Raw genomic sequence first — 19,478 nt, 5'->3', positions numbered from 1 at the left:
AGACTGAAAGGAGACGTCATGGATAAATTGCAAGAAACATTGCGGTCAGCATTCGGTATAGACTTTTCAGATGAGGAGTTATTAAGAACGGCTTTTACCCACACATCTTATGCAAATGAGCACCGCCTTCTAAAAATTTCACACAACGAACGCTTGGAATTTTTAGGAGACGCTGTTCTGCAACTCATTATTTCAAAATATTTGTATAAAACCTATCCGCATTCACCTGAAGGCGAAATGTCAAAAATGCGATCAAGCTTTGTACGTGAAGAAAGTTTAGCAGGCTTTTCGAGAGCCTGTGGCTTTGATCAGTATTTGCTTTTAGGGAAAGGGGAAGAAAAATCTGGTGGACGAAATCGTGATACCATTTTAGGGGATGCTTTCGAAGCCTTTTTAGGTGCGTTGCTACTGGATAAAGGAGAGGAAACCGTTGAAACATTCCTCTATCAAGTGATGATTCCTCAATTAGAAAAGGGAAATTATGAACGTGTAACAGACTATAAGACCAGCTTGCAAGAAAAATTGCAGGTGCATGGTGAGGTTGATATTTCCTATCAAGTAGTAGAGGAAGTAGGGCCAGCTCATGACAAATTATTTACAGTGGAAGTGTTGGTTAATCAAGAAGTCATCGGGCGTGGAACAGGGCGTTCAAAGAAATTAGCAGAACAGGCTGCTGCTCAGAATGCAGTAGAGACTAGAGGATAGTATGTATCTAAAATCGATTGAAATGCAGGGATTCAAATCCTTTGCGGATAAAACAAAAGTGGTTTTCGATCAAGGGGTAACGGCGGTTGTCGGGCCAAACGGATCTGGAAAATCAAATATTACAGAGAGTTTGCGCTGGGCACTGGGAGAATCTTCAGCCAAGAGCCTACGTGGAGGTAAGATGCCTGATGTCATCTTTGCAGGTACGGAAAATCGCAAGCCCTTGAATTTTGCTTCAGTAATTGTCACCTTGGATAATAGCAATGGTTTTATTGCGGATAAGGCAAAGGAAATCAAGGTCGAACGCCAGATTTATCGGACGGGTGATAGTGAGTACCTAATTGATGGGAAAAAGGTTCGTTTACGGGATGTACATGACTTGTTCATGGATACGGGTCTAGGACGGGATTCCTTCTCTATTATCTCCCAAGGACGGGTTGAAGCGATTTTTAATTCCAAGCCTGAAGAGCGCAGGGCGATTTTTGAAGAAGCGGCTGGTGTCTTAAAATACAAGACCCGTAAGAAAGAAACTGAAACCAAACTGTCACAGACACAGGACAATTTGGATCGTCTAGAAGACATCATCTATGAGTTGGACAATCAAGTCAAACCTCTTGAAAAGCAAGCCAGTACGGCGAAGCGTTTTTTAGAATTAGATGAGAAACGCCAGCAAGTCTATTTAGATGTATTGGTCGCTCAAATTCAAGAAGGACGGGAAAAACTAACGGTCAAGGAAGAAGAATTGGCCCAAGTTAAGGCTGAACTGTCTTCTTACTATGCTCAACGTGATCAGTTAGAGTTGGAAAATCAAGCCCTCAAAAAAGAACGTCATGATCTGTCTGACAAATTGGAACGAGAGCAAGCTGTCCTACTAGATGTTACTCGTCTTATCAGTGATTTGGAGCGGAAAAAGGCTGTCCATGAATTGGAGTCTAGCCAGAATGAATCAAGTAAATTGGAAGCACAAGACCGTCTGACAGCACAAGAAGAAAAACTGGCAGAAGCGCAAGCCCATTTACAGGATAGCCAGGAAAAGAAGAGGAAGTTAGAAGAACGTTTGGGAGCTGTCCTTCCTCAATTAAAAGAAGTGGAAGAAGAAATTGCCCATTTCTCTGAAGATCCTGATCAGGTCATTGAGCACTTACGTGAAAGTTATGTCCGTTTGCTTCAGACAGAGGCTGAAACCTCTAATCAACTAGCTAAATTAGAGCAAGACCTGACCAATCAACGCCAATTGGCTGCTAGTAAGGCAGAAGAATTGGAAAAAATGGAAACTGATAAGAAGACAGTTGAAGCAGAATTGGCAGAAAGTCACCTAAAATTGACGACGGCTGAGGAAAGTCTTCGTGGACTCCTTGCTACCTATCAGGAAGAAAGCCAGCATCTATCAAAAGCAGAAGAAGTCTACCGTAAGGAGCAAAGTAAACTCTTTGAGCTCATGGACCAACTGAAGAACAAGCAGGCTCGTCAGGAAAGTTTGGAATCCATCTTGAAAAACCATTCCAACTTCTACGCAGGTGTCAAGGCAGTATTACAAGAAGCCAAACAAATCGGAGGCGTTATCGGCGCTGTCAGTGAACATCTAACTTTTGACGCCCAGTATCAAACAGCCATGGAAATTGCACTTGGAGCGGCTAGTCAGAACGTTATCGTAGAAGAAGAAAGCCATGCTAAGGCAGCCATCGCCTTTCTGAAAAGAACGAGGCAAGGTAGGGCAACCTTCTTGCCATTGACGACTATAAAACCACGTCAAATTGCCCCACAACACCAAAGTCAACTGGAAACCAGTGCAGGTTTCTTGGGGACTGCAGAGCAACTGGTTTCCTACGAAGAACACCTTGCTCCGATTTTCCAAAACCTTTTGGGAGCGACAGCTATCTTTGATACCTTGGACAATGCCAATCAGGCTGCGCGTCGCACGCGTTTTCAGGTGCGCATCGTGACATTAGACGGTTCAGAAATTCGCCCAGGTGGCTCCTTTGCTGGTGGTGCGAACCGAAATAATAACACCATGTTCATCAAGCCTGAACTGGACGCCTTGTTAGAAGAAATCGCTCAGTTGAATCAGGAGTTGGTCAGCCAAGAAAAGACTGTTGCCAGTCTCAAGGAAGAACGAGAGAACCTACAACAGGCAATAGAAGATATCAAAACCAATGGTGAGGCAGCCCGCTTGGCGGAGCAGAAGATTCGTTTGCAGACCGAGCAATTAGCGGAGCGCTTGGCCGATTTGAACCAGTTATATGATTTGCAACAGACGGCAAATCATGCAGAGCAGTTGCAAAATCTGCAAGAACACATTCGTCAGTTGCAGGCTGATTTACAGACTTTTGACCAGAAAAAACTGGACATAAATGAGCAAATCGAAGAACTCAAAGTGAATCGAAATGCTATTCAAGAACGTCTCCAAAGTCTGCAAACAAGCCAGTCAAGCATGAAACTAGAAGAAACTTCCATCAGCAGTGAATTGCGTTTTGAAGAAAGCACGATTGAGCGTTTGACTGGGGATATTGCCACGATTGAAAAAGAAATCAATCTCTTACAAGAAATCATTCAGGAGAAAATCGTTGCTCTAGATGATACCAGTCTAGAAGTGTTGGATGAGCAATTGTCAGCTGCAACGACGAAGAAGACAGGCACTGACCAAGAATTGATTCGCCTCAAATTTGAGTTGGAAGATATAGAAGGCCGCTTTGAGGACTTGGAAAGTCGTCTGGAGCAGGCTCGTCTGAAAAATGATGACTTGATTCGCCGTCAAGCTAAGTTAGAGGCGGACTGTGAGCAGGCAACGCAACGTCTGCAAGTTCTTCTCTCGAATCTGGTGGAAAACTTCAAAATGAGTTTTGAAGCAGCCAAGGAAACGGCTCAAGTAGTAGAGAATCTGAAAGAAGCAGAGCAAGCTTTGAAAGAACTAGAGCGCTCTATTCGAGCCCTCGGTCCTGTCAATCTGGATGCCATTCAGCAGTATGAAGAGGTATCTGAGCGCCTGCAATTCCTGAATAGTCAGCGAGATGATGTCCTCTCTGCGCGTGATTTGTTGCTAGAGACCATTCATGAGATGGACGATGAGGTGAAAGAACGCTTCAAGATGACTTTTGAAGCTATTCGAGAGTCCTTCCAGTTGACCTTTAAGCAGATGTTTGGCGGAGGTTCTGCAGATTTGATATTGACCAGTCCAGACTTGCTGACGGCAGGCGTGGAGATTTCTGTCCAACCTCCGGGTAAGAAAATCCAATCTCTCAACCTTATGTCTGGTGGCGAAAAGGCCCTTTCGGCCCTTGCTCTGCTATTCTCCATTATCCGTGTCAAGACCATTCCATTCGTCATTTTGGATGAGGTCGAGGCGGCTCTGGATGAGGCCAATGTCAAGCGTTTCGGAGATTATCTAAACCGATTTGACAAGTCGAGTCAGTTTATCGTCGTGACCCACCGTAAGGGTACCATGGCCGCAGCTGATGCCATCTATGGGGTCACTATGCAGGAATCGGGTGTATCTAAGATTGTTTCCGTTAAGCTCAAAGATGTGGAGAATATGTAAGATGACGATAAAGAAAATTTTCGCAACAGACCTAGATGGAACCTTTCTCAGAGGGGATCATCGTTTTGACAAGGAAAGATTGAAAAGGATTTTAGAACAGTTCCGGGAAAAAGACTATCTCTTTGTCGCTGCTAGTGGGCGATCCCTCTTGAGCCTTCAGTCTGTTTTTGCCGGTTTTGAAGAGGATATGGCATTTTTAGCTGAAAATGGGAGCTTGGTTGCCTACCGAGATCAGATGATTTTTGAGGAAGCAGCAATTCCAAGAGAGGTTTATTTGCCCCTTATCCAAAAAATTAAAGAAGGTCCTTTTGGAAGCAAGAGTCAGATTTTACTCTCTGGGAAAAATGGAGGCTTCTTGCTAGATACCGTCCTACCAGAATATTATAATCGCATTATCGCTTACTATCCTAATTGTAGGAAAGTCAACGATTTTCACGAGGTGACAGAAGCTATTGTCAAACTAGTGGTGACTTTTTCAGAAGAAGAGTTAGACGCTGCCAATGATTGGCTCAATGCAACTTTTCCAAACATCCAATCAGTCACAACAGGCTTCGATTCTGTAGATATTATCTTAAATGGTGGAAACAAGGCTGTGGGCTTGTCCTATCTCTGTGACTACTTTGGCTTGACAGCAGCAGATGTCATTGCCTTTGGTGATAATCAGAATGACTTGGAAATGCTAGACTTTGCAGGTCACGCCCTCGCTACAGCCAATGCACGACCAATCGTCAAAGAGGCCGCAGACGAGATGATTGGCCACTGCAATGACGATGCAGTCTTAGAGTATATAGAAGAATATCTAACACAAGAACAGTCCTAAGGGATTGTTTTTGACTTTACTACATGAAATTCTATTATCAGTACTATCTAGACCGTTTGTAGAACCATTATTTATGGTATAATATGGGGTAGAATTGTATGAAAAGGAGTGGTCAAAAAGTGGCAGTGAGATTAATTGCGACAGACCTAGATGGGACGTTTTTGGATGGTGATAGTCAGTATGACGCCAATCGGTTGCGACAGTTGCTAAAGGCTTGCAAAGAAAAAGGGATTTATTTTGTGGTGGCCAGTGGTCGTTCTCTCAAGTCTGTCAAGTCAGTTTTTGCTGATTTTGTAGATGATGTGATTTTTTTAGGAGAGAACGGAGCGGTCGCAGAATATCAAGGTCAGATACTATATGAAGAATTAATGTCTAAAGATCTTTACTTAACTATTGTCCAGAAGATTGAAGATAGCCACTTTCAAAATCAAGAGATGATCCATCTATCTAGTAAGAGTGGGGCCTATATTTTATCGACGATTCATCCAGAGTATCATGCATTTTTGGCTCATTATTATCCAGTGATGCATGTAGTAGAGTCATTTTCAGATGTGGACGATGAGATATACAAAGTAGGAGCTAATTTTGAAGCTGGAGAACTTCACGAAGCTAGTCAATGGCTGACTGATACGATTTCTGGAGTCATTTCAATGACGAGTGGTTACGAATGTTTAGATGTCATGTCAGAATATGTCAATAAAGGAACTGCTTTGCGTCATTTGTGTCATGCATTAGGAGTAACAGCTGATGAAGTAGTTGCTTTTGGAGATAATTCAAATGATGCAGAAATGCTCAAGTTCGCGGGAACAGCAGTTGTACCTGAAAATGCTCGACTGACTATTCAAGAATTAGCAGACATTGTCATTGGGGACCACAAAACAGGTTCAGTTATCAATTATATGGAGGAAATCGTATGTCCATCAAATTAATCGCCCTCGATTTAGACGGTACTCTTTTAAACAGTAAAAAAGAAATTTCACCTACAAACAAAGAAGCACTGCTTTTAGCACATCAAAAGGGTGTGAAAATCGTTATTACAACAGGCCGTCCATTACCAGCAGTAGAAGTCTATTTGAAAGAACTTGATCTCATGCATGCAGATGAGTATTCCATCACGTTTAATGGTGGTTTAGTGCAAACAAATGATGGTGGCGTACTAGATCAGACTGGCTTTGGCATGGATGCTGTTCAAGAAATTTATGCCTTAACGAAAGAACTAGGTATGCCATTAGATATTGTACATGGGGGCAATGTGCATCTATTGCCATCACCAGTAGAATCGCTTTATCCAACTTGTAATCCGCTTTTGAAATATATTCCAACTGCCTATGAAGAACTGCCACAAGGGGTGGAATTTAACAAGGCTGTTTCTGCCTACCATCCAGAAGTGTTAGATGCTTTGATTCCAAAAATTCCAGCAAGCTTTTATGAAAAATTTGAAATCTTTAAATCGCGTGATATCTTGCTTGAATGGAGTCCGAAAGGCGTTCATAAAGCGGAAGGATTAGCAAAATTGATTACTCATCTTGGGATTGACCAATCCGAAATCATGACCTGTGGTGATGAAGAAAATGACCATTCGATGATTGAGTGGGCAGGACTTGGAGTCTGTATGGCCAATGGTTCCGATAAGGTGAAAGCTGTTGCTAATGTGGTAACGCCTATGACCAACGAAGAAGATGCTGTCGCATGGGCAGTTCGAAAATATGTGTTAGACGGGGAATAAAATGGGATTATTTGATCGATTATTTGGTGATAAAAAAAAGGAAGTCTCTCCAGAACAAGAAGAGGAACAGGTTGTCGCTGAGGAATTACTAGAAGAATCTATCTCTGATAACGATGGATTCATGGTGAATACTGAGGCAAAGGATGAACGGATGGAAGAGTCGATGCACGATTCAGAAGAGGTGGTGCCTGCTGAAATTGTCCTATCTCCTGAGCAAGAGGCACAGAAGCAACGGTCATTAGAGGTGATGGAGCGTTACTATGCAGAAAAGGCTGCTTTAGCGGCACGTATCGAAGAAGCCAAAGCTACTGGTGAAAGTGTTGCCGTTGAAACGAAACCTGTTGAAGTGGTTGAAACCGTACAAGAACTTGTTGAGACAGAAGAAGAAAAATACGAGCGCAGTCTTGCCAAGACTCGTAAGGGATTTGGTGCTCGTCTGAACGAATTTTTTGCTAATTTCCGTACAGTAGACGAAGAATTTTTCGAAGAATTGGAAGAGTTGCTCATTCTATCTGATGTCGGTGTGCAGGTGGCATCTACTTTAGCAGAGGACTTGCGTTATGAGGCTAAATTGCAAAAAGCGAAAAAATCGTCTGATTTACAGCGCGTGATTCTCGAAAAATTGGTCGATATCTATGAAAAAGATGGCCAATTTAAAGAAGAAATCAATCTGCAAGCAGGTCTGACAGTCATGCTCTTTGTCGGTGTAAATGGGGTTGGTAAAACGACCTCTATCGGGAAATTGGCACATAAATACAAACAGGCTGGAAAAAAGGTGATGCTGGTAGCGGCAGATACTTTCCGGGCAGGAGCAGTTGCTCAACTTGTTGAGTGGGGAAATCGTGTCCATGTGCCTGTCGTGACGGGACCTGAAAAATCAGACCCAGCCAGTGTCGTATTTGATGGAATGGAACGCGCTATTGCAGAAGGTGTGGAGATTCTGATGATTGATACAGCTGGTCGCTTGCAAAACAAGGACAATTTGATGGCTGAGTTGGAAAAAATTGGACGCATTATCAAACGGGTCTTGCCAGAAGCTCCCCACGAAACGCTTCTTGCAGTAGATGCCTCTACAGGTCAAAATGCCCTTGTTCAAGCCAAGGAATTTTCAAAAATCACGCCGTTGACTGGCTTAGTTTTGACCAAGATTGATGGAACTGCCAGAGGTGGTGTCGTTTTAGCGATTCGCCAAGAATTGGATATCCCAGTAAAATTCATTGGTTTTGGTGAAAAGCTAGATGATATCGGCGAGTTCAAGTCTGAAGAATTTATGAAAGGCTTACTAGAAGGCCTAGTATAATTGCTCAATAAATGCATGTAAGTGTGCTATCTGAAATGATGAAATGAGGCAGGACTTTTGTACCTGCCTCATTTTTATATCTGTCAATGAAAAAGCCACCAGATAGTCTGATGGCTATTACTGTTTTTTGAAATTGCTCTTACTTCAATAAGCCACGTTCTCTGTACCAATTGTCTGGTTTCCATTGCCAGTCTGTACCATAACTTTCTAACAAATCGAAGATAGCTTGTGGTCCCATTGTTCCAGCAGAATAGGTGTGAAGTGGCACTGCATTGTCTTGCCAAATACGAACGACTTGGTCGATAAAAGTCCAGCTTGCCTTGACTTCTTCCCAATGACTAAAGTTGGTGGAGTCACCATTTAAAACATCGTAGAAGAGCTTTTCATAGGCTTCTGGAGAATTTCCAAGGGCATCTGCGTTGTGGCGCCAGCTTAATTTTGCAGGTGTAAGAGTGAAAGTTGAACCAACTTCCTTCCCGTTGATGAAGAGCGAGAAGCCTTCTGTTGGTTGAATGTAGATAGTAAGGATATTTTGCTCCGCATGCTGCCCAAAGATATCGGCTGCTTTTTTGAACACAATTGTAACACGTGTTCCTTTTTCTGTTAGGCGTTTTCCTGTGCGGAAGAAGAAAGGCACATCTCGGAAGCGGTCAGTGTCTACAAAGAAAACTCCACCAGCAAAGGTTTCTGTTTGAGAACCTTCCGTAATATTAGGTTCATCTAAATAAGCCACATAATCTTTTCCGTCAATGCTACCTGCAGCGTATTGACCGCGGATAAAATTGCGTTTGATTTCCTCATCCGTTTGCTGTTTGAGGTTTTGGAAGACCTTGATTTTCTCGGCCCGCACATCAGACTCATTGAAGCTAGCAGGTTTGTCCATTGCAAGAATGGAGAGGACTTGGAGGGCATGGTTTTGAATCATATCCTTCAAGGCACCTGAATGGTCGTAATAGCCTCCACGATCTTCGACACCGATTGATTCTGCAAAGGTAATTTGGACATTATCAATGAAATCCCGGTTCCAAATGTGTTCGAAGATGATGTTTGCAAAGCGAACGGCGAAAATATTTTGGACCATTTCTTTACCAAGGTAGTGGTCAATCCGATAGATTTGATCTTCTTCAAAGGTGTGAGCAAGTTCTGCATTGAGGATTTCAGCCGTTTCAAGACTAGTTCCAAAAGGTTTTTCGATAATTAAGCGTTCAAACCCTTTTCCATCCACAATATGTTCGGATTTGAGATGTTTGGCAATGGTTCCAAAAAATTCTGGTGCCATAGAGAGGAAAAAGACCTTGTTATGTTCAGTTTTATAACGCTCTCCTAATTCATTTTGTAAATTTTTCAGAGCGATATAGTGTTCGCTATCATTGACATCGTGACTTTGGTAATAAAAATGGCTAGCAAATTCATGCGCTTGGCGTGGGTTGTTTGGAAGAACACCGAGTGATTCAATGACGATACTTTCGAAAAATTCCTTAGTCCAAGGACGACGAGCTGTTCCGATGACAGCGAAATTGTCCGCTAAATGGCCCGCTTTGTACAGGCGAAATAAGGAAGGATATAATTTGCGTTTGGCGAGGTCGCCACTTGCACCAAAAATAGTAAATAAAACAGGTGATGACATAGATACATTCCAATCTGTAAGTAATTTCTTGTATTATAGCATAAGTTTTCTGAAAATCTATGCTAGGGAGTGTTATATCTTAAAAAACACGGTAAACATAGGGATTTTTAGGTTGGGAAATGGATTTGAATTCTGTCAGCTCTAAACGAGGTAGGCTTTGCTTGAGAGAATTATGGTAGGTCATTTGTAGTTTTCCACGAGCCTTGACCCAGGTATCGTTTGCAACCGATTCTGTCTGACCAGTCGTAAGAAGCCCATAGACACCAGAGTCTGCAATACAGTGAATAATTCCAAAACGGAAAATGAATTGCTGGTTGGGATTGTCTGGATCATTGTATACAAAGCCTGTAAATTCAATTGTTTTTCCAACAAATTCGTCAGGATAGTCATAGATAACTTCCATCAAAGCCATGTAGTTTTCAGCAGTAATGGTGATGACTTCTTGATCTAAATATTGATCAGCTACTTTCCGCATCTCCTCTTGGTAGGCAGATTTAGTAAAATAAGTCGAGGTATCTGGTTTTAAATACTGAACGGTTGTTCCTTCTTGCTGTTGCGTAGCTGTATCGGTGCCCGCTGCCAATGGGAAATGGTAGCCTTTTGCCGCAACAGTAGTTGCATCAAGACTGACCGTTGGAAAAAGCCAAGCGACTCCTAGGGGAATTAAAAGCATGACAATACTGGCAAATTTTGCTGATTTGCTGGTTAAGTGACTATGAATCTTCATTTGTTTCATCCAAACCATTAATTGGACGATAGCTAGGAGAAAGGAGAGAATCATGGAAAGATAAGCTAGATAAGAGTAATGTAAATTGATATACTGGTCTAATTTTCCTGTTACATAAAGGTACATGGTCATTTCAAAGTAACCCATCAAAATTAAAAACCGAATCATTTAGACACCTCCAATCACTAGACAGTAGGCTAGAATTACCAAACTAATGAGACTGATAAATTGTAGGATGAATTTTGTGGTAAAGTGTTGCTTCATCATGAGGAGATTCTTGACATCAATCATTGGACCAATGACAAGAAAGGCCATGACTGGTGCAAATCCGAAACTAGATAGCAGGGAAGAACCAATAAAGGCGTCTGCTTCTGAACAGAGTGAAAGTAGGAAGGCCAACACCATCATCAATAGAATGGCAGTTAGGGAATTATGTCCAATTCTGGTCAAAATATAGGTTGGTACATAAACCTGTACAAAGCTAGCAAAGAGACAACCGAAGACTAGGTAGCGCCCCGTATCAAAAAACTCATCAATAGCTTGGATGAGGGCATAGCCTACTTTTGTCCAGCCAGTCTTGTCCGAAAAATCATGTTCATGTCCAGCTTGTGGTTCTGCCTTCAAGATGGAGTCTGTACTGATAAACCCCCAGAAAATTCCTAAAACAAGGGCCACCAAGATTGATCCAAAGGCACGAAAAAGGGCAAACCGAATTGAATTTCCAAAAGCGGTATAGGTTGCAAAAAGTACGATAGGATTGATGACAGGTGCCGTCGCTAGAAATGGCACAGCGGTATAGGTTGGGACCTTCTTTTCCAAAAAGCGATTGACAATGGGAACAATCCCGCATTCGCAAGATGGAAAAAGAAAACCAATAAAGGTCCCAAATAAGATACGTAGCATCTTGTTCTGTGGCAGGTGTTGACGAACCGTATCTGGTGTTATATAGACATCAATAAAACCCGAAATCACAGAACCAATTAAGACAAAGGGTAAGGCTTCAATCATGATGGACAAGAAGATAGCCCCCATTTGTAAGACAGAAGTTGGTAACTGGTGAAAAATAGCCATATTAGGCCTCTTTCTTTGTTACAGATTTCTTTTGTTCTTTTGTTTTTGGATCTGGGAATTCGACTTCCTCTAAGGCATCAAAGGACGCAAATTCTTCTAACATTTTCTCTAAATCATCTTGTCTTTTAAATGTAACAGCCATAAAAGCCTCCTTTAATTTGTATACTCTCTATTATACCTTTTCTAGCTCAAAAATTCTTCTGAGAAGTCCATTTTGAAGTCGGAAAAATTCTGTTGAAATTTTTGTAAAAAAACTACTGAAGTTCTAGATTTGATTTCATAAAAGTTTTAAGAATCGTGATATAATAAGAACATGAATGCAAGAATGACTGAATTAGTAACCCTACTGAATCAATACGCAGATGAGTATTATCGCAAAGACAACCCATCTGTATCAGACGCTGAGTATGATCGTCTTTATCGAGAATTAATGAACTTGGAGACAGCATATCCAGAGGCAGTTTTGCCAAATAGTCCTAGTCATCGGGTGGGTGGTAAAGTTTTAGATGGATTTGAAAAGTACACTCATGAGTATCCTCTATATAGCTTGCAGGATGCCTTTTCTTTGACAGAATTAGAGGCCTTTGATGAACGAGTGAAAAGGGAATATCCAAATGCTAACTATATCTGTGAGTTGAAAATTGACGGCCTGTCGATCTCTTTGACCTATCAAGGGGGACAGTTAGTGGTTGGTGCGACTCGTGGAGATGGTACAATCGGAGAAAATATCACGGAAAATCTCAAGCGTGTCAAGGATATTCCACTTGTTCTACCAGATCCGTTAGATATTACGGTACGAGGAGAATGCTACATGCCAAAAGCCTCCTTTGAACGGGTCAATCTGAGCCGGCAGGAAAAAGGAGAAGCAGAATTTGCAAATCCTCGCAATGCTGCAGCGGGGACGCTACGACAATTGGATACGGGGATTGTGGCGTCTAGGGGACTTGCAAGCTTTCTTTATCAAGAAGCTAGTCCAACGGATTTATCAAGCCAATCGGAGGTTTTAAGTCAATTAGAAAAACTGGGTTTTCAAACCAATCCAGACTCAATTGTGGCAAATTCGATGGAGGAAGTTTGGTCCTTTATTGAAAAAATGGCTGAAAAACGAAATAGCCTTCCATATGAGATTGATGGTATTGTCATTAAAGTCAATGAACTGCAGATTCAAGAAGAATTAGGATTTACGGTAAAGGCACCACGTTGGGCGATTGCCTATAAGTTTCCAGCCGAAGAAAAAGAAGCAGAGTTATTGTCAGTCGACTGGCAAGTAGGACGAACGGGTGTGGTGACCCCAACCGCAAATCTGAGCCCTGTTCAACTAGCTGGTACAATAGTTAGTCGAGCGACCCTGCACAATGTGGACTATATTGCTGAGAAGGATATCCGAATTGGCGATACCGTTATTGTCTATAAGGCAGGCGATATTATTCCAGCCGTCTTGCGTGTTGTCGAAAGTAAGCGTCAAAAGCAAGAACCCATGCCTATTCCAAGCCAATGTCCAAGTTGTGAAAGTGAATTAATCCATTACGAAGATGAGGTAGCACTTCGCTGTATTAATCCACACTGTCCTTCTCAAATCATGAATCGACTAGAGCATTTTGCCAGCCGTGACGCCATGAATATCACAGGACTCGGAACATCTGTCGTTGAAAAATTGTTTAAGGGAAATTTGGTCAAGGATGTGGCTGATATTTATCGCTTAAGTGCAGAAGATTTGTTGACCTTAGAAGGTTTCAAAGAAAAATCAGCTGAAAAATTATATCAAGCGATTCAAGCATCTAAGGAAAATTCAGCTGAGAAACTACTATTTGGGCTAGGAATCCGTCACGTAGGAGGCAAAGCAAGCAAGATTTTATTAGAAAAATATATGACGATAGAGGAACTTGCGAAGACAGCTGCAGAAGATATTGCACAGATTGAAGGGGTTGGCCCAGTAATTGCCAATTCCTTAACAACTTATTTTGAGAGTGAAGGCGCCCTACAATTAGTAGAGGAACTAAAAGAAGCAGGTGTTAATTTAGTTTACAAAGGGCAAAAGGTTGGTGCTGATGCTGTCTTAGCTGGACTTACTGTTGTACTTACTGGTAAATTAGAGCGACTGAAGCGCAGTGAAGCCAAGGCAAAATTAGAAAGTCTTGGTGCAAATGTTGCAGGATCTGTGTCTAAAAAAACCAATCTTGTGGTTGCTGGATCAGATGCTGGAAGTAAGCTCACAAAAGCACAAGAGTTAGGCATTGAGGTCAAGGATGAGGCTTGGCTAGAAAGTCTATAAGGTAGAGAAATGGAAAAACGAAAACGAGCAAGATTGATTTATAATCCGACTTCAGGTCAGGAAATTATGAAAAAAAATGTGGCAGAAGTACTGGATATTTTGGAAGGATTTGGCTATGAAACCTCTGCCTTTCAGACGACACCTGAAAAAGATTCTGCCAAGAATGAAGCAACTCGAGCTGCCAAATCAGGATTTGATTTAGTCATTGCAGCAGGAGGTGACGGGACGATTAATGAGGTGGTCAACGGTATCGCACCCCTCAAGCGACGTCCTAAAATGGCTATCATTCCTACTGGAACTACGAACGACTATGCGCGTGCTTTGAAAGTTCCCCGTGGTAATCCTGTTGAAGCAGCTAAGATGATTGGGAAAAATCAAACGATTTTGATGGACATTGGATTAGCGAAAACTAAGAAGGATGGAGCTCCTTTCCAAAGCTATTTCATCAATATTGCAGCTGCAGGGACACTCACAGAATTGACCTACAGTGTACCGAGTCAATTGAAGACTACTTTTGGTTATCTTGCCTATGTTGTCAAAGGTGCAGAGCTCTTACCGCAAGTCAAATTCACTCCAGTCAGAGTGAAGCATGATGGAGGTACCTTTGAAGGTAAGGTTTCCATGATTTTCGTGGCCTTGACCAATTCAATCGGTGGATTTGAACAAATTGTGCCAGATGCGAAGTTAGATGATGGTCAGTTTACCTTAATTATGGTCAAAACTGGAAATCTTTTTGAAATCTTGCACCTGATTCGCCTTGTTTTAGATGGAGGAAAACATATTGACAGTGACAAGATTGAGTATATTAAAACGCAACGTCTTTCAATCGAAGCAATGGAAGGGGTAAATGATCGTCTCATGCTGAATCTTGATGGTGAGTATGGTGGTGATGCTCCAGTTACCTTGCAAAATTTATCCAATCACATAGAGTTCTTTGCGGATACGGATAAGGTATCAGACGATGCCATTACGATTGACACAGAAGCTCTACGAATCGAAGAGATGGCGAAATTATTTACCGAAGAAGTGACCCATATCGAGGAAGAAGGAAAAATTATTTAATATATATAGGAAGAAAGGACGTAAAAGTCCTTTTTTTTCTCTCTAAGCGCAGAAAGATAAAACGTTTACAAGACCCGTGTTTTCTTGACAACTGCTATTTTTAGGAGTATGCTTAGTAGGTATAAAATTTTAAAAGGAGAATTCAAATGGATATTTCTGCATTAGCTTTGGGGCTAGGAACACTCGGTGTTTCTATTGGTGAGGGAATCTTAGTAGGAGCCTATATCAATTCAACTGCACGTCAACCTGAATTGCAAAGCCGATTGTTGACGGGTGTGTTTTTAGGTGTCGCCTTTATTGAAGGAACATTCTTCATTACACTGGCAATGACTTTCTTTTTCCGTTTATCGTAATAGAAAGTAGAAAAGGGGGAACCTTCTTTGGAAGAAAGTATGAATCCAACCCTAAGCCTTGGTCCGGTCACTTTCGATTTGACCTTGGTAATGGTTTCCGTCATCACTATTTTAATCATTTTTCTCTTAGTTTTTTGGGCAAGTCGCAAGATGCAGCTCAGACCAACAGGGAAACAAAATGTATTGGAATATGTCTATGAATTATCAGTTAGCTTTACCAAAGGAAACTTGGGGGAAGTAGAAGCAAAGCGCTATGCATTATTCTTTTTCAGTGCTTTGACATTTTTACTTGTAGCCAATAACCTTGGTTTGATGACAAAAATTGAAACAGCAGATGGTTACAATCTGTGGACATCTCCAACATCAAACATGGCTTATGACCTTGGCTTAGCTACGCTTGCTACTGTCTTTTGTCATTTTGAAGGGATTCGCCGTCGTGGATTTATGAAATACTTGAAAGGATTTGTGACTCCACCAGCGATGACACCGATGAATCTCTTGGAAGAAGTAACAAATTTAGCATCATTAGGTCTGCGTCTATATGGTAATATTTTTGCAGGTGAAGTCTTGGTAAGCCTTTTAGCACAGATGTCACACATCAGCATATTTGTATATCCGATTGCTTTGCTCTTGAATATTGTATGGACTGCATTCTCAGTCTTTATTTCATGTCTGCAGTCTTATGTGTTTGTGATGTTGGTATCAATGTATTTAGATAAGAAGATTAGTGGCGGACATTAAGAGGAAAGGAAAAGAGTATACATGGTTACAGTATTAAGTGCTCAAAGTACGGTACTTGGGAATTTCATTCTTGTTACAGCATCTTTTTTGATCTTGGTTATCCTTATCCGCGTGTTTGCATGGAAAAATATTACAGGGATTTTTGAACAACGTGCTGAAAAAATTGCTAGTGATATTGATGCAGCAGAAGGTCAACGTATGGCCGCTGTTAAATTGGTCAAACAACGCGAAGAAGAATTAGAACAAGGTCGTATTGAGGGCAAAAAAATTGTTCAAGATGCAGTTGAGAGAGCGAAAGTTGAAAAAAAACACATCGTTGATCAAGCCGTTCTTGAAGTACAGGCTTTGAAAGATAAAGCACAACATGAAATTGCTGCTGAAAAACGAGAAGTACAAGAAAATTTGAAAGTACAAGTTGCAAATTTGGCAGTTGATTTAGCAGGAAAAATTATTCTCGAGGATTTAGATCAAGCGGCTCACAGTGCTCTGATAGACCGCTATATTGACAAATTAGGAGACAAATAGATGAATGCAAAAGATACTGCCCTAGTGCAAAAATATGCCCAATCGTTTGTTGAAAAAGTCAATGAAAGAGAGGATGTTTGGTCTATCTATGACGAGGTCAATAAAGTCAACTCTATTATAAAAGAAAGTGATTTACAAGCTATGCTCACTTCTAAAACTGTTTCAGAAGAAGTAAAAAATGAATTCATTCGAACAATCCGTCAGTCAGAGTACCGCGTAGTCAATGACTTGATTGAAACGGTCTTGTTTGATGGACGAGTAGATCTCTTACAGGCTGTTTTAGACACTGCTCTAATTAAAATCAGCCAACATAAAAATGAGTTTGATGCGCACATTACCTCAGTCTATCCATTGAACGACGCTCAAAAAGAAAAGCTTTGCGCATTGGTAGAACAACGATTCAACTTGAAAGTTAGACAAGTAATTGAAGAATTGGATCAAAGTCTACTCGGTGGATTCGTAATTAGTGTCAATCATCGAATTATTGATGCGAGTGTTCGTACACAGTTGAGAGATATTAAAAGTAAATTGTAAGAAATAGAAAGTGGTGTTCTTTTGGTAATAAATGCACAAGAAATTAGCGCTTTACTAAAACAACAAATCGACGATTTTCAACCTGATTTCAATTATACTGAAACAGGTGTCGTAACCTATATTGGTGACGGAATCGCTCGTGCTCACGGTCTGGATAATGCCATGAGTGGGGAACTCCTAGTTTTTGAAAATGGAACCATCGGTATGGCTCAAAACTTGGAAACCACTGATGTCGGGATTATTATCCTGGGTGAATTTTCAGATATCCGAGAAGGATCTGTTGTTCGCCGTACAGGGAAAATCATGGAAGTCCCAGTTGGTTCGTCTTTGATTGGTCGCGTTATCAACCCACTTGGACAACCCGTTGATGGACTTGGAGAAATCCATACCAACAAGACACGTCCAATTGAAAATCCAGCCCCTGGTGTTATGCAACGGAAATCTGTTAATGAGCCTTTGCAGACAGGTTTAAAAGCCATCGATGCTTTAGTACCGATTGGCCGTGGACAACGGGAACTGATTATTGGTGACCGCCAAACAGGTAAAACATCCGTTGCGATCGATGCGATTTTGAATCAAAAAGGCCAAGATATGATTTGTATCTACGTGGCGATTGGTCAAAAAGAATCAACTGTCCGAGCACAAGTTGAAACCCTTCGCCAATATGGTGCGCTTGATTATACAATTGTTGTTACAGCGTCAGCTTCACAACCTTCCCCATTGCTTTTCCTTGCCCCTTATGCAGGAGTTGCAATGGCAGAAGAATTCATGTATGAAGGCAAACATGTCCTCATCGTCTATGATGATTTATCAAAACAGGCGGTAGCCTATCGTGAATTGTCCTTGCTCCTTCGTCGACCACCGGGTCGTGAAGCCTACCCAGGGGATGTCTTCTACCTTCACTCACGTCTACTTGAACGTTCAGCAAAAGTGTCAGATGAGTTGGGTGGTGGGTCAATTACTGCTCTGCCATTTATTGAAACACAAGCGGGTGACATTTCAGCCTATATCGCAACCAATGTGATTTCCATTACAGATGGTCAAATCTTCTTGAAAGATGACTTATTTAACTCAGGGATTCGTCCTGCTATTGATGCGGGTTCATCTGTATCGCGGGTTGGTGGCTCAGCACAGATTAAAGCCATGAAAAAAGTTGCCGGTACTCTCCGTATCGACCTTGCGTCGTACCGTGAGCTAGAAGCCTTTACGCAGTTTGGATCAGACTTGGATGCGGCAACGCAAGCCAAATTGAACCGTGGTCGTCGAACAGTGGAAATTTTAAAACAACCGCTTCACAAGCCCCTCCCAGTTGAGAAACAAGTCTTGATTCTTTATGCTTTGACAAATGGTTTCTTGGATTCTGTGCCAATTGCAGATTTGCAGGCCTTTGAAGAAGACTTGTATGCATATTTTGACTTGAACCACGATTCTCTTCTCGATACTATTCGGACAACAAAAGACTTACCAGATACAGAGCTCTTGAATGACGCCATTCAGGAATTTAAAGATCAGTCAGTTTATAAATAGTAAGGGGAAAAGGATATGACAGGTTCTCTAAATGAAATCAAAACAAAAATTGCATCGACAAAGAAAACCAGTCAAATCACAGGGGCTATGCAGATGGTTTCTGCAGCTAAATTAGCTAAGTCAGAACAATCTGCTAAATCATTCGAAATCTATACCAAAAAGGTTCGGGAAGTAACGACCGACTTGTTGCGTGCAGAGTTGATGAATGGTTCCACTAATCCAATGTTGATTCGCCGTGAGGTCAAAAAAACAGGCTATATTGTGATTACATCTGACAGTGGCTTAAAAGGAGCCTATAATTCAACTATTCTTAAAGCAGTTATGGGAATGATTAATCAAGACCATGACAAGAAAGAAGAATACGAAATTATTGCAATTGGTGGTATGGGAGCAGATTTCTTCCGTACTCGTGGGATGACTCCAATTTTTGAATTACGCGGTATTGCAGATGATCCAAGTTTTGAGGAAGTTCAGAAAATCATTTCAAAATCAGTTGAAATGTATAAAAATGAAATTTTCGATGAACTATATGTCTGTTACAATCATCATATCAACAGTTTGACTAGTCAAGTACGTGTCCAACAAATGTTGCCAATTGCTGACTTAGATCATAACGAAGCTGATGGTCACACAGCTGCATTCGAGCTGGAACCTGATCGTGATGCAATTCTAGAACAATTGCTTCCTCAATATGCGGAATCCATGATTTACGGGGCAATTCTAGATGCAAAAACCGCTGAAAATGCGGCAGGTATGACTGCTATGCAGACAGCAACAGACAATGCAAAAAATGTCATAAATGATTTGACTATCCAATACAACCGAGCTCGTCAAGCTGCTATTACTCAAGAAATCACTGAGATTGTAGCAGGAGCATCGGCCTTGGATTAACAAGAAGCAAACAAGGTTTTAGACCTTATATTTTAAAGAAATGAATACAGCCTACGAACTAT

The 19,478-nt window shown here is 41.4% G+C and carries 18 protein-coding genes; 14 read left to right on the top strand and 4 right to left on the bottom strand.

All coding sequences use genetic code 11. The features are described 5' to 3' along the window. The first annotated feature begins 18 nt into the window (after positions 1–18). From rnc to ftsY, 6 genes are all read left to right on the top strand, one after another. Positions 19–705 (top strand): ribonuclease III, encoded by a 687-nt coding sequence (rnc, locus tag A3I9_RS0106600; protein ID WP_018378243.1) that lies wholly within the window; start codon positions 19–21, stop codon positions 703–705. A gap of 1 nt (position 706) precedes the next feature. Then, positions 707–4,240, top strand: a complete 3,534-nt coding sequence (smc, locus tag A3I9_RS0106595) for a chromosome segregation protein SMC (protein WP_018378242.1) — start codon at positions 707–709, stop codon at positions 4,238–4,240. A gap of 1 nt (position 4,241) precedes the next feature. Next, the gene (locus A3I9_RS0106590; protein ID WP_018378241.1) at positions 4,242–5,060 is read left to right on the top strand and encodes a Cof-type HAD-IIB family hydrolase; all 819 of its coding nucleotides are present in this window, start codon (positions 4,242–4,244) and stop codon (positions 5,058–5,060) included. Positions 5,061–5,179: 119 nt separating this feature from the next. Next, complete coding sequence (locus tag A3I9_RS0106585; RefSeq protein ID WP_026217368.1) at positions 5,180–5,989, top strand: HAD family hydrolase; 810 nt, start codon at positions 5,180–5,182, stop codon at positions 5,987–5,989. Further along, a complete protein-coding gene (locus A3I9_RS0106580) occupies positions 5,974–6,786 on the top strand; it encodes a Cof-type HAD-IIB family hydrolase (RefSeq protein ID WP_018378239.1) in 813 nt (270 codons plus the stop codon). The genes A3I9_RS0106585 and A3I9_RS0106580 overlap by 16 nt, the downstream gene beginning before the upstream one ends. 1 nt (position 6,787) lies before the next feature. Then, positions 6,788–8,086, top strand: coding sequence for a signal recognition particle-docking protein FtsY (gene ftsY / locus A3I9_RS0106575; protein WP_018378238.1), 1,299 nt, complete (start codon positions 6,788–6,790; stop codon positions 8,084–8,086). A 139-nt stretch (positions 8,087–8,225) separates the two neighbouring features. Here the strand turns inward: ftsY and zwf are convergent, their stop codons facing one another. The 4 genes from zwf to A3I9_RS13565 all read right to left on the bottom strand — a co-directional run bounded on the left by zwf (position 8,226) and on the right by A3I9_RS13565 (position 11,653). Beyond that, on the bottom strand, positions 8,226–9,713 hold the full coding sequence (gene zwf, locus A3I9_RS0106570) for a glucose-6-phosphate dehydrogenase (protein ID WP_018378237.1): 1,488 nt from the start codon (positions 9,711–9,713) through the stop codon (positions 8,226–8,228). Between the two features lie 79 nt (positions 9,714–9,792). Further along, complete coding sequence (locus A3I9_RS0106565; protein WP_018378236.1) at positions 9,793–10,608, bottom strand: TIGR03943 family putative permease subunit; 816 nt, start codon at positions 10,606–10,608, stop codon at positions 9,793–9,795. Further along, positions 10,609–11,511: a permease gene (locus A3I9_RS0106560; RefSeq protein ID WP_018378235.1), complete on the bottom strand. Its 903-nt coding sequence runs from the start codon at positions 11,509–11,511 to the stop codon at positions 10,609–10,611. It lies immediately after the preceding gene. 1 nt (position 11,512) lies between these two features. Continuing rightward, positions 11,513–11,653: an SPJ_0845 family protein gene (locus A3I9_RS13565; protein ID WP_018378234.1), complete on the bottom strand. Its 141-nt coding sequence runs from the start codon at positions 11,651–11,653 to the stop codon at positions 11,513–11,515. A gap of 171 nt (positions 11,654–11,824) precedes the next feature. Here A3I9_RS13565 and ligA point away from each other — a divergent pair, with 171 nt between their 5' ends. The 8 genes from ligA (at position 11,825) to A3I9_RS0106515 (ending at position 19,416) form a co-directional block, all read left to right on the top strand. Then, positions 11,825–13,783: an NAD-dependent DNA ligase LigA gene (gene ligA, locus A3I9_RS0106550; RefSeq protein WP_083903947.1), complete on the top strand. Its 1,959-nt coding sequence runs from the start codon at positions 11,825–11,827 to the stop codon at positions 13,781–13,783. A gap of 9 nt (positions 13,784–13,792) precedes the next feature. Beyond that, positions 13,793–14,845 (top strand): diacylglycerol kinase family lipid kinase, encoded by a 1,053-nt coding sequence (locus A3I9_RS0106545; RefSeq protein WP_018378232.1) that lies wholly within the window; start codon positions 13,793–13,795, stop codon positions 14,843–14,845. A 146-nt stretch (positions 14,846–14,991) separates the two neighbouring features. Further along, positions 14,992–15,198: a F0F1 ATP synthase subunit C gene (locus tag A3I9_RS0106540; RefSeq protein WP_018378231.1), complete on the top strand. Its 207-nt coding sequence runs from the start codon at positions 14,992–14,994 to the stop codon at positions 15,196–15,198. A gap of 27 nt (positions 15,199–15,225) precedes the next feature. After that, positions 15,226–15,939, top strand: a complete 714-nt coding sequence (gene atpB / locus A3I9_RS0106535) for a F0F1 ATP synthase subunit A (RefSeq protein ID WP_026217367.1) — start codon at positions 15,226–15,228, stop codon at positions 15,937–15,939. A gap of 21 nt (positions 15,940–15,960) precedes the next feature. Next, positions 15,961–16,464 (top strand): F0F1 ATP synthase subunit B, encoded by a 504-nt coding sequence (gene atpF / locus A3I9_RS0106530; protein ID WP_018378229.1) that lies wholly within the window; start codon positions 15,961–15,963, stop codon positions 16,462–16,464. Next, entirely contained in the window at positions 16,465–16,998 is a 534-nt protein-coding gene (locus A3I9_RS0106525) for a F0F1 ATP synthase subunit delta (RefSeq protein WP_018378228.1), read from the top strand. Between the two features lie 21 nt (positions 16,999–17,019). Then, a complete protein-coding gene (gene atpA / locus A3I9_RS0106520; protein ID WP_018378227.1) occupies positions 17,020–18,525 on the top strand; it encodes a F0F1 ATP synthase subunit alpha in 1,506 nt (501 codons plus the stop codon). Positions 18,526–18,540: 15 nt separating this feature from the next. Continuing rightward, positions 18,541–19,416 (top strand): F0F1 ATP synthase subunit gamma, encoded by an 876-nt coding sequence (locus A3I9_RS0106515; RefSeq protein ID WP_018378226.1) that lies wholly within the window; start codon positions 18,541–18,543, stop codon positions 19,414–19,416. The last annotated feature ends 62 nt before the right edge of the window (positions 19,417–19,478 follow it).

The organism is Streptococcus ovis DSM 16829, from assembly GCF_000380125.1.
In the GTDB taxonomy this organism is placed as follows: Bacteria; Bacillota; Bacilli; order Lactobacillales; family Streptococcaceae; genus Streptococcus; species Streptococcus ovis.
This window is presented reverse-complemented; position numbering and strand designations above follow the sequence as displayed.